This window comes from Pseudomonas turukhanskensis (genome assembly GCF_027922365.1).
GTDB classification, from domain to species: Bacteria; Pseudomonadota; Gammaproteobacteria; order Pseudomonadales; family Pseudomonadaceae; genus Aquipseudomonas; species Aquipseudomonas turukhanskensis.
Genome location: NZ_BSFN01000006.1, coordinates 214,327 through 229,072, shown reverse-complemented (window position 1 = coordinate 229,072; position 14,746 = coordinate 214,327). Strand labels below are relative to the sequence as shown.

Sequence of the window (14,746 nt, the reverse complement as noted above, 5' to 3'; positions counted from 1 at the left end):
TATCCGCAAGCGGATATTCGCCCTACGTCCACCATCACCCCGCTGGATAGTAGTTGAGCCCCTGCCCCACCCCGCGCCACCCTCCTGTCACCCCTCAGGAGAACCCGCATGAGCGACTACAGCACCCTCACTCGCCACGACCAAAACGGCGTGGCCACCATCGAATTCGATCACCCGCCCATCAACCTGATGGACCGCGACGTCATCGTCGACCTGCTTAAACTGGCCAAAAGCCTGGAAGCCGACACCGCCACCCGCGTGGTGCTGTTTCGCAGCGCCAACCCGGCATTCTTCATCGCCCACTTCGACCTCGGCAGCCAACTGCACCAGCCGGCGCCGCCCTTGCCCGAAGGCCAGGCCAGCCTGTTGAGCGCGCTGTTCACCCGCTTGAGCAAACTGCCGCAAGTGACCATCGGCGAACTGCGCGGCTGCGCCCGTGGGGCCGGTAGTGAGTTTTTGCTGGCATTGGATATGCGCTTTGCCTCGCGCGAACACGCCGTGCTTGGCCAGCCGGAAGTGGCGGTGGGCTTGCTGCCCGGCGCGGGCGGCACGGTGCGGTTGGCGCAGATGGTCGGCCGCGGCCGCGCGCTGGAAATCTGCCTGGGTGGTAGCGACTTCGACGCCGAAACGGCCGAGCGCTATGGCTGGATCAACCGCGCATTGCCAGATGCAAAACTGAGCGCCCATTGCGAGGCATTGGCCCGACGCATTGCCAGCTTCCCGGCGGCGGGCATTGCCCATATCAAGGCGGTGGTCGATCAGGTGACAGCGGCGCCGGGCGCAGCACTGGTCGATGAATCGCAGCGCTTTGTCGGCGACATGAACGCCCCCGCCACCCTGGAACGGGTGCAGTGGCTGATGGACAACGGCGGGCAAACGGATGGCGAGATGGAGCGGGCGTTGGGAGCGAATCTGGCGCGCTATCCAGACGCGTTGTAAGGCGGACATTTATCGAGGCTGAAGCCTCTCCTACAAAATCTTGATCCGTGTAGGAGAGGCTTCAGCCTCGATGCGTTTTCCTCACCCTTCAAGACGCTTGAGCAAGCGTGCCTGCAATTGCTCAAGCTCGGCCGGGTCGGCCTTTTGCGTGGCGTGCACGCCCAGCCCTTGGCCGGCATAGCGCGGCACGATGTGCAGATGGATATGGAACACCGTCTGCCCGGCCGGCGCGCCGTTGAACTGGGCGATCTGCACACCAGCCGGTTCCAACTCTTCAACGATCACGCGAGTGAGTTTCTGCACCACGGCCATCACCTTGGCCAGCGCCTCGGTGTCCACTTCCAGAATATTGCGCGCTGCCGAACGTTTTGGAATGACCAGGGTGTGGCCGAGCGACTGCGGGAACACGTCGAGGAAGGCCAACACATCGTCGTCCTCGTAGAGTTTGTAGCAAGGGGCGTCGCCGCGAATGATCTGGGCAAAGATGTTCTGGCTGTCGTAGTCGCCGTGCAGGCTCATCAAGGTTCTCCATAGGAAGGGATGCGGCGCTAACGATATCCGATTTAGCGTCATTTCCGCGAAGGCAGCAGTCCGAGCATGCCGAGAGATTCTGGATCTTCGCCTTCGCAAGGATGACGGTGGTTAATTTGCAGATTTGCGAGCGCCTCGGCATACCGTCGGTTGCGCAACGTCACGCTTTGCTGAAGAATCCCGGCCCTTCGCAAACCTGGCGGTCCTACCCTGGCCCACCAGTCATGGCGGCCCTACCAATAATAAACAGCACCGCGACCCGCGCTTGTTTTACGCAAGCGACGACCTCTGTCGCCCCTCGCTGACCCCAACTCGACATACGCACGCCCCGTTCAGGCCACAAGCCTCGCGCGGGTTATTTGGCTTGGCAGAATTAAAGGAAAAATCCATGTTCAAGTATTTGTCTCTGGCGCTCGCGGCCTTGCTGTTGACCGTTAGCCCTTCGATGGCGACGGCCGAGGATGCCGGCCCTATCGTCATCAAGTTTTCCCACGTATCGGCTGAAAGCACGCCCAAGGGCCAGGGCGCCCTGCTGTTCAAAAAGCTGGTGGAAGAACGCCTGGCCGGCAAGGTAAAGGTTGAGGTGTATGCCAACTCCGCGCTGTTTGGTGACGGCGAAGAACTGGCCGCCCTGGCCGATGGCCGCGTGCAGATGCTGGCGCCATCGCTGTCCAAGTTCGACCAGTACACCAAGCGCTTGCAGGTGTTCGACCTGCCGTTCCTGTTCAGCGATCAGGCGGCCGTCGACCGTTTTCTCAAGCGTGAAAAAAGCCGCGAACTGCTGCGTTCGATGAACAGCAGCAATATCTACGGCCTGGGCTTCTGGACCAATGGCATGAAGCAGTTGTCGGCCAACAAGCCATTGCGCACCCCGGCCGATGCCAAAGGCCTGGCTTTCCGCATTCAAGCCTCCAGCGTGCTGGATGCGCAGTTCGCGGCGCTGGGTGCCACGGCGGTGAAAATGCCCTTTGCCGAGACCTACAAAGCGTTGGAAAGCGGCACCGTGCAGGGCACGGAAAACCCCTGGTCGAACTTTGTGTCGCAGAAATTCGAGAAGGTGCAGCCCTACGTGACCATCACCAACCATGGTGTACTGAGCTATATGGTGGTGACCAACAGTAAGTTCTGGACCAGCATTCCATTCCAGATTCGCACCGAGTTGGAATCGATTCTGGATGAAGTGACCCTGTCGGTTAATCAGACCGCCGAGGCCAACAACCAGCGCGACTATGATCTGCTGGTGGCGGGCGGCAAAGCCAAGATCATTACCCTGACACCCGCTGAACAGGCCGCCTGGCGCGACGCAATGCTGCCAGTGTGGAAGCAGTTCGAAGGCGAGATTGGCGCCGATGTGTTGCATGCGGCGCGGGCGGTGAATCGCAAGTAGATCGCACAAAACTTCGCCCTCACCCCCAGCCCCTCTCCCGCACGCGGTAGAGGGGAGTTAATCGGCGTTTGTCGCAACACCACCAATCAATCCCCTCTCCCCTCGGGAGAGGGTTAGGGTGAGGGGCAGGCCTTAGGCCTCCACCGCACTCCACTGCTTGTTTAAGCGCTTGTCCGACACCGCCATCTTCGTTCCCAACTGCTGTGCAAACAGCGACACCCGGTATTCCTCCAGCATCCAGCGATACAGCACTAGCTGCGGGTCGCGTTTGCCTTCCTGGACGTGTTTGTCGGCGCGGGCCTGGTACTGCGCCCACAGGCCGGCCAGTTCGCCGCTCCACACCCGATCTTTCTGCAACTGCGCGCCCAGCTTGTCGAACCGCTGTTCGATGGCTTTGAGGTAACGCGGCAGTTCTTTGAGCCACTCGGCCGGGGTTTCGCGCACAAAGCCGGGGTACACCAGGTTGCTCAACTGCGCCTTGATGTCGTTAAGCGCCACGGCCTGGGCCAGATCGATCTTGCCTTTGAAACGCTTTTGCAGCGCGTGCCAGAGTTTGAGAATTTCCAGGGTCAGGCGCGCCAGGCGCTCGGCGTGTTCGGTCCAGGCACCGCGTTTTTTCTCGGCCAGCGCCAGCAGGCCAACACCATCGCGGGGCAACGGCGCTTCGCCTTCAAGAATGCAGCTGTCGAGGCTGGCCAGCAAAATGTCTTCCACCAGCGCTTCCACGCGGCCGAGGTCACGGTGCAGCAGACCAAGCTCGGTCAGGCCGGGCAACTTGCCACGCAGAAACTTGGCCGGCTCGTTGAGCTGTTGCAGCAGCAAACGCTGCAGGGCACGACGGTGCTGGAACTCGGCTTCGGCAGCGGTGGCAAAGCGACCTTCCTTGACGGTGCCGCCCTCTTCCACCAACGCCGGGTACACGGTCATCGACAGCCCGGCGATATTTTGCTGGGTGGTTTGCGCCACCGGGGCAAACACCTTGGCCTCCACCGGTTTTTGTTGCTTGTCGGTTTTCACCATGGCCAGCGCCGCCTGGCTGGCTTCGGCAAAGCGCGCGGTCTGCTCGGCCAGGTCGCGCCCTTCGCCGAGCAACTTGCCTTCGGCGTCGACCACTTCCAGGTTCATTTTCAGGTGGTTTTCCACCTGCTGCTCGGCTTGCACCCAGGCTTCTTCGGACACCCGTACGCCGGTCATGCGTTGCAGCTCGCTACCGAGCGCCTGCACCAGCGAACCCTGGCCGAAAGAGATACGCGCCAGGGCGGCTTTGACAAAGTCCGGCACAGGCACAAAGTTCTTGCGCAGCGCCTTGGGCAGCTCGCGAACCAGTGCGATGCATTTGGCCTCCAGCAACCCCGGCACCAGCCATTGCAGACGCTCAGCGGGAATCTGCGGCAGCAACGGCGCCGGCACCCGCAGGGTCACGCCGTCGCGCGGGTGGTTGGGCTCGAAGTGATACGTCAGCGGCAGGCGCAGGTCACCCAATTGCAGCTGGTCGGGGTACTGCGCTTTGGTCACTTCCGTGGCGTCACGGGCAAGGATGTCTTCCTCGCGCATGATCAGCAGCTGCGGGTTTTTCGCACTCTCGGTTTTGTACCAGCTGTCGAAGGTGGCGGTCTGGTAGATATCGGCCGGCAGGCGGGCGTCGTAAAAGGCAAACAGGGTTTCTTCGTCGGCAAGAATGTCGCGGCGCCGGGCCTTGGCTTCCAGTTCGTCGAACAGCTCCAGCAGCTCCTGGTTGGCGGCCAGGCACTTGGCCCGCGACTGGATTTCGCCGCGTACCAGGCCTTCGCGAATAAACAACTCGCGCGCGACCACAGGCTCGATGGGGCCAAAATGCACGGGGCGGCGGCCGACCACGATCATGCCGTAGAGGGTGATCTGCTCAAACGCCACCACCTGCCCACGGCGTTTTTCCCAGTGCGGCTCGAAGTGGTTTTTCTTGATCAGGTGACCGGCCAGCGGCTCAATCCAGTCTGGCTCGATCTTGGCCACCTGGCGGGCAAACAGCTTGGTGGTCTCCATCAGCTCGGCGGCCATCACCCACTGCGGTTTCTTGCGGCCGATGACGCTGGAGGGGTGAATCCAGAAACGCCGCTGACGGGCACCCAGGTAGTCGCCATCTTCGGTCTTCTGGCCGATCTGGCTTAGCAGGCCGCAGAGGATGGCTTTGTGTACGGCGGCGTAGTCTTTGGCGCGTTGGGCGGCCTCGAGGGATTCGACGCTTTTTGCCGTTTGCGCGTTTGGCTTTTCGTTGGAGCGAGCTTGCTCGCGAACGGTTTTATCGCCGCCCGCCTTGGAATCGCTTTCGCCAGCAAGCTGGCTTCTACGAGCGGCGTCTGGCGCGAGTTTGAGTTCGCGGGTTATCAGCACCAACTGGCGGTGGGCATCGCGCCATTCGCGCAGGCGCAGGTAATTGAGGAAGTTTTTCCGGCACCAGTTGCGCAGCGGGTTGGAGCCCAGCTCCTGGCGTTTTTCTTCAAAACCGCGCCACAGGTTGATCAGCGCGGCAAAGTCCGAATCCACATCTTTCCATTGCGCATGGGCCTGGTCGGCTGCTTGCTGGCGGTCCATGGGCCGCTCGCGCGGGTCTTGCACCGAGAGCGCACTGGCGACAATCAGAATCTCGTCCAGGCTGCCAAGCTTGGCCGCCTCCAACACCATACGCCCCAGCCGTGGGTCGATGGGCAGGCGCGCCAGTTGCCGGCCAATCGGCGTCAGCTGGCTTTCGCGGTTAACCGCCGAGAGTTCTTGCAGCAGGTTGAAGCCGTCGCTGATGGCTTTGCCATCCGGTGGCTCGATAAAGGGAAAGGCATCGATCTCGCCGAGGCGCAAATGCAGCATCTGCAGAATCACAGCGGCGAGGTTGGTGCGCAGAATTTCCGGGTCGGTAAAGGCTGGCCGGGCCAGGAAATCTTCCTCGCTGTACAGACGCACGCAGATGCCCGGCTCCACTCGCCCGCAACGACCTTTACGCTGGTTGGCGCTGGCCTGGGACACCGCCTCGATAGGCAAACGCTGCACCTTGGCGCGGTAGCTGTAGCGGCTGATGCGCGCGGTGCCGCTGTCGATCACATACCGAATGCCCGGCACCGTCAGCGAGGTTTCCGCCACGTTGGTGGCCAACACGATCTTGCGCCCGGCCATGGGCGCGAAAATCTTCTGCTGCTCGCTGGGCGTCAGGCGTGCATACAACGGCAGCACTTCGGTAAAGCGCAGGTTGGCTTTGCGCAGCAGCTCGGCGCAGTCGCGAATCTCGCGCTCGCCTGGCAAAAACACCAGCACATCGCCGGGCCGTTTGCCTTCGCTGCGCTCGAACGCTTCGATTTCATCCAGCGCGGCGAGAATGCCCTGGTCGACACTCAGGTCATCCACCAGGCTTTCGCCCTCCTCGTCCACTTCCGAAACCAACGGCCGGTACCAGGTTTCCACCGGGAAGGTGCGCCCGGAGACTTCCACAATCGGCGCGTTATCGAAGTGTTTGGAAAACCGTTCAAGGTCAATGGTGGCCGAGGTAATGATCACCTTCAGGTCGGGCCGGCGCGGCAGCAGGGTTTTCAGGTAGCCGAGCAGAAAGTCGATATTCAGGCTGCGCTCGTGGGCTTCGTCGACGATCAGCGTGTCGTACTTTTCCAGGTAGCGGTCGTGCTGTGTTTCGGCCAGCAGAATGCCGTCGGTCATCAGTTTGATCAGTGAGCTGTCTTTGCTCTGGTCTTCAAAGCGCACCTGATAACCCACCAGCTCGCCCAACGGCGTGCCGATTTCTTCCGCTACGCGCGTTGCCACGCTGCGCGCCGCCAAGCGCCGTGGCTGGGTGTGGCCGATCAGGCCATGCAAGCCGCGGCCAATTTCCAGGCAGATTTTTGGCAACTGGGTGGTTTTGCCCGAGCCGGTTTCACCGGCGATGATCAGCACCTGATGCTTGGCCAGCGCCGCCTTGATTTCATCGCGTTTGGCAGCAATTGGCAGGCTGTCGTCGTAGCGCATCACCGGCACGCTAAGGCGCCGCGCCTCGACCTTGGCGCAGCTCTGCGCAAAGCGCTCCAGCCACTGCGCCAGCTTGGCCTCGTCGGCATGACCCGGCTTTTTCAGCTCATGCAACTGGCGGCGCAGGCGATGGCGGTCAGCGACCAGGGCCTGGTCGAGGTTTTTCAGCAGGGCGTCGAAGGAAGGCGTGGCGTCGGTCATCAGCGGGCTTAGCACAATCAGAAAGGCGGGCGCGGATTGTCGCAGATTTTCGCCACACAAGGCTTCGGCGATACCACGCTGCGCGCTTCACCGTCAGGCGCTCGGCCAAGAGCCGTGCTCAAGGGGGCCCGGCGCCATACACGGGCACTGTCACATCAATCGCAGGCCCCTAAGCAAAACCGGGCAGTACGAGTGCAAACACATCCGGGCTACAGCTGCTTAAGGCAACTCGCCTGCAAGGGACGGTTGCCCGTAGAATCGACCATCGCCCAGAGGATGGGTTTAAACCAGGGAACACAGGGATGCGTTTGCCTCACTTGCTCGCCGGCACCGCCGTGCTGCTCGGTTTCAGTATCAATAGCCACGCCGACGTATTTCTCTGCGCAGCAGAAAACGGGGTGGTATCGGCGCAGCGCCAAGCGTGCCCTGGCAAGCCCGCTGAGCCTGATCGCCGCGCCGCTTACGCTGCGCTGAGCGAGGAACAACTGGGGTGGTACAACGCCCAGATCGACTGCATCGACCGCAGTTTTTTCGACGGCGGTCACACCACCGGCAATGTCGAGCGCACCCGCCTGATCAACCGACGCCTGGCGAGCAAAAACCTGCCGCCCTACAGCGAAGAACAGTTCGATGCCGTCATCGAGCAGCGCAGCGGCGAACGTCCCTTCGATGTCGAAGCCTACAGCGCCTGCGATCAAGAACTGGCGGATAACCCCGAACCCAACACGGGCAGCAGCGTCACCCTGCTTACCCGCCTGCCGCTGCCCACCTTACATACGCCGCAGAACAAAAACGCCACCTGGCTGAATTGGGCCTACACCCGCCAGAGCAACGCGCTGTACCTGCGCACCAGCGATGGCCAGACCGGCTTCTTCAGCAGCGGACGGGGCTTTTTGCATGCGGTAGACCTGGAAACGGGCAACGCCCTGTGGCGCTACGCCGGGGAAAACAGCGTGGTGAACGTGGCGATCGGGCCCGAGCGCATTTACACCCTGACCTCCGAGCAGCAGAGCATCCGCGCCCACGACCGCACCACCGGCAAGATAGCTGCCCAGCACGACCAGGAAACCGTGGCTGCAGACCTGCAAGTAGCGAGCGATGTTCTGGTGTACATCGACGACAACGGTGCCTACCTGGTCGCCCTCGACGGCGAGAGCCTGGCCGAGCGCTGGCGCACGCCGCTAACCAGCTATGACACCGGCTCACTGCGCGTGCTGGATAACACCTTGTTATTGCTCGACGACGAATACGTGCTGCACGCCTATAACGCCGAAAGCGGCAAGCAGCGCTGGCAGCAAGCGCTGGGCGAGAGCGGCGAACTGAACGTGGGCAAGCAGATTCTTTATCTGGACCGCCTGGCCACCACCCTGCAACGACTCGACGTGCTGACCGGAACAATCACCCACAGCTACCACTTTGGCGAGGAAGACAACCCCAGCGTCGATGCCAACACCGGGCGGCTTTACAAAAACCTCGACGGCGGCGCCAGGTTGCAAGCCGTCGATCCACAAAGCGGCAAAACACTGTGGACCTACACCCTGCCCGACGACTTTGCCATGAGCGATATGCACGTCAACGGCGCCACGCTGGTGGCGTTCAATGGCGAGCACACGGCGGTGCTGATCCTCGACAGCAACACCGGCAAAGTAAGCGACACCCTGCATGTACCGGGCCTGACCTTCAGCGAATACCGCACAGAGCCAGGCGTGATGCTGGTGGGCGACAGTGCGTTGCTGGTGTTGCCGTAATGCACCGAGCCTAACGTCACGATGCGCTTGTGTAGGAGCTAGCTTGCTAGCGAACCCAGCAACCCCGGCTCCTGAATTTCGTTTCCACGGTTCGCCAGCAAGCTGGCTCCTACAACTGCGGCTGTTGCTGCGTCACGCAGTGAATTCCCCCGCCCCCTGCTGCCACGGCATCGATATTGAGCTGCACCACCTTGCGCCCGGGATAGAGTTTTTCCAGCAACGCCTTGGCCGTGGCATCGGCTGCCGCATCGCCGAAGTGCGGGGCGATGATGCCGCCGTTGACCGGAAAGTAGTTGATATAGCCCGGCGCAAAGTCGGGGTTGTTGCGGGTGAATTTGTTGCTGCGCAGGGTGCGCGGCGGCGACATCGTGTGAATCTGCAGACGTTTGCCGTCGGCGTCGGTGGCCGTTTTCAGAATCTCCAGGTGAGTACGGGTGACCGCGTAATCGTAGGACGCCGGGTCGTTATCGAGGTTGGCATTTACCGATGCCGGGCATGATTTGCTCAGCACTACGCAGCCTTTGCTGCGCCTCGACCGAATTCGACACCAAAAAAAAGCCACCCGAAGGTGGCGTTTTCATGTGGCCAGAATTTACTTCTTGCCGAGCTTCTTCAGCTCTTCATCACGCAACTCACGACGCAGAATCTTGCCCACGTTGGTGGTCGGCAATACGTCGCGGAATTCCACGGCCTTGGGCACCTTGTAGCCGGTGACGTTGGCGCGCATGTGTTCCATGACTTGTTCTTTGGTCACGCTGGCGCCCGGTTTCACGACCACGAAAATCTTGATCGCTTCGCCTGATTTCTCATCCGGCACACCAATGGCCGCGCACTGCATCACGCCTGGCAGGGTGGCGAGCACGTCTTCCAGTTCGTTGGGGTACACGTTGAAGCCAGACACCAGAATCATGTCTTTCTTGCGATCGACGATACGCAGGTAGCCGTCTTCCTGAATCAGGCCGATGTCGCCGGTCTTCAACCAGCCGTCGCTGTCGAGGATTTCGTCGGTGGCATCCTGGCGCTGCCAGTAGCCTTTCATCACTTGCGGGCCTTTGACGCACAGCTCGCCCACGGCGCCGATTTCCAGCTCCTTGCCTTCGTCGTCGATGACTTTGCACAAGGTCGATGGCAACGGAATACCGATGGTACCCAGCTGGATGGCGTTGAACGGGTTCACTGTGGCCACCGGGCTGGTTTCGGTCATGCCGAAACCTTCGCAGATGGCGCAGCCGGTCACTTCTTTCCAACGCTCGGCCGAGGCCTGTTGCAGCGCCATGCCGCCGGAAACGGTGAGTTTCAGTGAGGAGAAGTCCAGGCGGCGGAAGCCCTCGTTGTGGCACAGGGCAACGAACAAGGTATTCAGGCCGACAAAGCCGGTGAACTTGAACTTGGACAGGTCTTTGACCATGGTCGGCAGGTCGCGCGGGTTGGTAACCAGCACGTTGTGGCCGCCCAGCAGCATCATCGCCATGCAGTGAAAGGTGAAGGCATAGATGTGGTAAAGCGGCAGCGGCGCAATGACGATCTCGCAACCTTCATTGAGGTTGGCGCCCATCAGTTGCTTGACCTGCAGCATGTTGGCGATCAGGTTGCGATGGGTAAGCATCGCGCCCTTGGCCACGCCGGTGGTGCCGCCGGTGTATTGCAGCACGGCGATGTCGCTGCTTTGCGGGCTGGCTTCTTTCACCGCCTGGCCTCGGCCTTTGGCCAGCGCATCGTTGAGTTTGACGGCCTGCGGCAGGTTGTAGGCCGGCACCATCTTCTTCACGTACTTGACCACGCTGTTGACCAGCAGGCGCTTGAGCGGTGGCAGCATGTCGCCGACTTCGGTGACGATTACGTGCTTGACGCCGGTTTTGGGCAGCACGGCTTCGGCCAGGTGCGCCATGTTCGCCAGGCAGATAAGGGCCTTGGCGCCGGAGTCGTTGAATTGGTGTTCCATTTCCCGTGCGGTGTACAGCGGGTTGGTGTTGACCACCACCAGGCCTGCGCGAATCGCGCCGAAGACCACCACCGGGTATTGGAGAACGTTCGGCAGCTGCACGGCAATGCGGTCGCCCGGCTGCAGATCGGTGTGTTGTTGCAGGTAAGCGGCAAAAGCACCCGACAACGCGTACATCTCACCATAGGTAAGCGACGTGCCCATGTTGCTGAAGGCCAGCTTGTTGGCGAAGCGTTCGCAAGACTGTTTCAATACCGTTTGAATATTCGGGTACTGATCGGGGTTGATTTCGGCAGCAACCCCAACAGGGTACTTATCCTTCCAGAAGTTTTCGATCATGGAAGCCCACTCCTAAGCAACAGCTAATCTTCACCGCGCGATGACGGATGTTTTTTGTGATTTTCGTGCTTTTTGACCGTGCTGTCAGGCCAAAAAGCGCGCCGAGATTAGCAGCTTTGAAGTGGGGCGACCAGCACCAAACATGGCCTCACCGGTCAAAAAAATGACCGACAGCCAGGCTGCCGGTCACGTTTTGAACAAAACCTGATTAAAGCCGCTCGGCGGCCTTAACTCAAGGTTTTCAGGCGATGTCGCGCAGTTCGCGCCGCAAAATTTTGCCGACCGGAGTCATGGGCAGCGAATCCTTGAACACGATGTGCTTGGGCACTTTGTAGCCGGTGAAGTTTTCCTTGCAGTAGGCCCTGAGCTCTTCGGCAGTCAAACCGCCCTCGCGCGCCACCACAAACAGCTTCACCGCTTCGCCAGACTTCTCGTCCGGCACGCCGATGGCCGCACAGCTCGCCACTTTCGGGTGAGCCATTACCACGTCTTCGATTTCGTTCGGGTACACGTTGAAGCCGGAGACGATGATCAGGTCTTTCTTGCGGTCGACGATACGGGTAAAGCCGTCCGGGTCGATGACCGCGATATCACCGGTTTTCAGCCAGCCTTCGGCATCCAGTACTTCGGCGGTGGCTTCCGGGCGCTGCCAGTAGCCTTTCATCACTTGCGGGCCCTTGATCAACAGCTCGCCGCGCTCGCCCAATGGCAGCTCGACGCCATTGTCATCGACCACCTTGAACGCGGTGCCCGGTACCGGAATACCCACGGTGCCCAGGCGCGCTTTGTCGCCGTAGGGGTTGGTGCTGGCCACCGGCGAGGTTTCGGTCAGGCCGTAGCCTTCCACCACGGTGCAACCGGTAACCGCCTTCCAGCGCTCGGCAGTGGCTTTGACCAGCGCCGTGCCACCGGAGTTGGTGACCTTGAGGTTGGAGAAGTCGACGTCCTTGAATTCGGGGTGTTCCATCAGCGCCACGAACAGCGTGTTGAGCCCCAGCAGCGCGGAGAAGCGCCACTTTTTCAGCTCTTTAACGAAGGCACCGATGTCGCGCGGGTTGCTGATCAGCACGTTGTGGTTGCCGTTGACCATCATCGACATGCAGTTCGCGGTGAAGGCATAGATGTGGTACAGCGGCAGCGGCGCAATCATCACTTCCTGGCCGGGCTGCATCAGCGGCCGACCATCCGGGCCGTGCTGCGCCAGGCAGGCATCGACCTGCTGCATATTGGCCACCAGGTTGCCGTGGGTGAGCATGGCGCCCTTGGCCACACCGGTGGTGCCGCCGGTGTATTGCAGTACAGCGATATCGTCGAGGCCGACTTTCACCGGTTTCAGCGGCTGGCCACGGCCTTGCTTGAGTACGTCTTTGAAGCCGATCGCTTGCGGCAGGTTGTACTCGGGCACGACTTTCTTGACGTGTTTGACGACGGCGTTGATCAGCCAGCCTTTGAGGGCCGGTTGCAGGTCGCCCATCTTGGCTTCGATGAGGTATTCGATTTCGGTGTCGGGCAGCACTTCCTGCACCAGCTTGCCGAATACGTTCAGGTACACCAGCGCACGCACGCCGGCATCCTTGAACTGGTGACGCATTTCCCGCGCGGTGTACAACGGGTTGGTATTGACCACCACAAGGCCGGCGCGCATAGCGCCGAAGACGGCGATTGGGTAGTGCAGTACGTTGGGCAGCTGCACGGCGATACGGTCGCCGGGCTTCAAGTCGGTGTGCTTTTGCAGGTAGCCGGCGAACGCGGCGGAAAGGCGGTCAAGCTCGGCGTACGTCAGGGTGACGCCCATGTTGGAGAACGCCGGACGGTCGGCGTACTTCTTACAGGAGCGCTCAAACACCTCAATGACTGACTTATAGGCGGCCAGGTCAATCTCGTTATGGACGCCGGCCGGGCGTTTGTCGCTCCAGAAATCAGGTTGCATTATTTTTATCCTCGTTACCTGAGAGTGTCTGGCCCGCGCATTCGGGGCTGACGGGAACTTAGCAGCTCTGGCACACAGCGCAAATACCAAAGGCAGCGTCATTTATTACGTGAATCTTGCTCAACTCGCAGCAGCAGACTAAAAGTCGCCGGGCTGGGACAACGCCCGATGCTGGCTCTACAATGCCGAACCTGCTGTAGGCGGTCTGTTGTCAATTTGTCACCGCAGCAAACAGGATTCGGGAAACCTGGCGCAGTAGTTTCCCTAGAGCAGAACAAGGAACGAGGACTGCCATGCTTTACGATGATTTCTGGCTGACGGCGAGCGACGCTGCGCCGCTTTACGTCAATCGCTGGTACGCCGAGCAAGCGCCCAAAGCGGTGGTGATGGTGTCCCACGGCATGGCCGAACATGGCGGGCGCTATGCCCGTCTGGGCCAAGCACTGGTGGCAGCCGGTTACGAACTCTACGCCCATGACCAGCGCGGCCACGGCAAAACCGCGCAACGCGGCGTGCTGGGCATGTACGCCGAAAACAAAGGCTGGCAGCGGGTGGTCGATGACCTGGCCAACCTCAATCACCATATCCGTCAGCAGCATCCCAACGTGCCGATCTTTCTGCTCGGCCACAGCATGGGCAGCTATATCGGCCAGGCGTATCTGATGCACCACAGCTGCAGCTTGCAGGGTGCGATTCTGTCGGGCTCCAACTACCAGCCGGTGGGCCTGTACAAAGCTGCTGCAAGCATTGCCCGCTTCGAGCGCTGGCGCCAGGGGGCCACCGGCCGTAGCGCGTTACTGGATTTCCTGTCGTTCGGCTCGTTCAACAAAGCCTTTAAACCGACGCGCACAAAATTCGATTGGCTCAGCCGCGACCCGCAGGAAGTGGACAAGTACGTCAACGACCCGCTGTGTGGTTTCCGCTGCACCAACCAACTGTGGATCGACTTGCTCGAAGGCCTGCAGCAGATCACCCCGGTCAACCAGCTCAAGCAGATCGACGCCGACCTGCCGCTGCTGGTGATTGGCGGCAGCCGTGACCCGGTGAGCGACGGCAAGCGTCTTGAAGACCTGACCGCCGCCCTGCGCGAAGCCGGCCACAGGAACACCCTGTTGAAAATTTACCCGGACGCCCGCCACGAGTTGCTCAACGAGACCAACCGCGACGAGGTGACAACCGACCTGCTCGGCTGGCTGGACAACGCCTTGAGCCACAGCCGCCGTAGCCACCCCGAAACCCAGGAGCCCGCATGAGACAACTGACCAACACCCCGTACGAAGCCCTCGAAGTCGGCCAGACCGCCAGCTACAGCAAAACCGTGGAAGAGCGCGACATCCAGCTGTTTGCCGAGGTTTCCGGTGACCACAACCCGGTGCACCTGGACGCCGAATACGCGGCCGGCACCATGTTCAAAGAGCGCATCGCCCACGGCATGTTCAGCGGTGCGCTGATCAGCGCGGCCGTAGCCTGCGAGCTGCCTGGACCAGGCACCATCTACCTGGGCCAGACCATGCGTTTCACCCTGCCGGTAAAACTGGGTGACACCCTGACCGTGCGTTTGGAAATTCTGGAAAAACTGCCGAAGTTTCGCGTGCGGGTGGCCACTCGCGTGTTCAACCAGCGTGATGAGTTGGTAGTGGATGGTGAAGCGGAAATTCTGGCGCCGCGTTCGCAGCAGACTGTGACCCTTACCGAGTTGCCGGCCATCAGCATCGGGTAAGCGACTGCTCCGACATTCTGGGTCC

At 61.0% G+C, this 14,746-nt stretch carries 9 protein-coding genes and 1 pseudogene; 5 read left to right on the top strand and 5 right to left on the bottom strand.

The features are described 5' to 3' along the window. Window positions 1-108: 108 nt before the first annotated feature. Window positions 109-939, top strand: coding sequence for an enoyl-CoA hydratase/isomerase family protein (locus tag PKE98_RS13045; protein ID WP_271195725.1), 831 nt, complete (start codon window positions 109-111; stop codon window positions 937-939). A gap of 81 nt (window positions 940-1,020) precedes the next feature. On the opposite strand, the gene PKE98_RS13040 is transcribed toward PKE98_RS13045, so the two are convergent. Continuing rightward, complete coding sequence (locus PKE98_RS13040) at window positions 1,021-1,458, bottom strand: HIT family protein (RefSeq protein ID WP_271195724.1); 438 nt, start codon at window positions 1,456-1,458, stop codon at window positions 1,021-1,023. Between the two features lie 400 nt (window positions 1,459-1,858). Between PKE98_RS13040 and PKE98_RS13035 the strand changes: the two genes are divergently transcribed. Continuing rightward, the gene (locus tag PKE98_RS13035) at window positions 1,859-2,857 is read left to right on the top strand and encodes a TRAP transporter substrate-binding protein (protein ID WP_271195723.1); all 999 of its coding nucleotides are present in this window, start codon (window positions 1,859-1,861) and stop codon (window positions 2,855-2,857) included. Between the two features lie 132 nt (window positions 2,858-2,989). On the opposite strand, the gene hrpA is transcribed toward PKE98_RS13035, so the two are convergent. Beyond that, window positions 2,990-7,042, bottom strand: coding sequence for an ATP-dependent RNA helicase HrpA (hrpA, locus tag PKE98_RS13030; protein WP_271195722.1), 4,053 nt, complete (start codon window positions 7,040-7,042; stop codon window positions 2,990-2,992). Window positions 7,043-7,344: 302 nt separating this feature from the next. Between hrpA and PKE98_RS13025 the strand changes: the two genes are divergently transcribed. Then, complete coding sequence (locus PKE98_RS13025; RefSeq protein ID WP_271195721.1) at window positions 7,345-8,790, top strand: outer membrane protein assembly factor BamB family protein; 1,446 nt, start codon at window positions 7,345-7,347, stop codon at window positions 8,788-8,790. Between the two features lie 109 nt (window positions 8,791-8,899). Here the strand turns inward: PKE98_RS13025 and PKE98_RS13020 are convergent. From PKE98_RS13020 to fadD2, 3 genes and pseudogenes are all read right to left on the bottom strand, one after another. Next, window positions 8,900-9,283 (bottom strand): annotated as a pseudogene (locus PKE98_RS13020) (agmatine deiminase family protein); the annotation flags it as partial. 99 nt (window positions 9,284-9,382) lie between these two features. Beyond that, the gene (gene fadD1, locus PKE98_RS13015; RefSeq protein WP_271195720.1) at window positions 9,383-11,071 is read right to left on the bottom strand and encodes a long-chain-fatty-acid--CoA ligase FadD1; all 1,689 of its coding nucleotides are present in this window, start codon (window positions 11,069-11,071) and stop codon (window positions 9,383-9,385) included. Window positions 11,072-11,312: 241 nt separating this feature from the next. After that, entirely contained in the window at window positions 11,313-13,001 is a 1,689-nt protein-coding gene (gene fadD2, locus PKE98_RS13010; protein WP_271195719.1) for a long-chain-fatty-acid--CoA ligase FadD2, read from the bottom strand. A 293-nt stretch (window positions 13,002-13,294) separates the two neighbouring features. Here fadD2 and PKE98_RS13005 point away from each other — a divergent pair, with 293 nt between their 5' ends. Beyond that, window positions 13,295-14,254, top strand: a complete 960-nt coding sequence (locus tag PKE98_RS13005; RefSeq protein ID WP_271195718.1) for an alpha/beta hydrolase — start codon at window positions 13,295-13,297, stop codon at window positions 14,252-14,254. Continuing rightward, a complete protein-coding gene (locus PKE98_RS13000) occupies window positions 14,251-14,721 on the top strand; it encodes a MaoC family dehydratase (RefSeq protein ID WP_271195717.1) in 471 nt (156 codons plus the stop codon). The genes PKE98_RS13005 and PKE98_RS13000 overlap by 4 nt, the downstream gene beginning before the upstream one ends. Window positions 14,722-14,746: the final 25 nt, after the last annotated feature.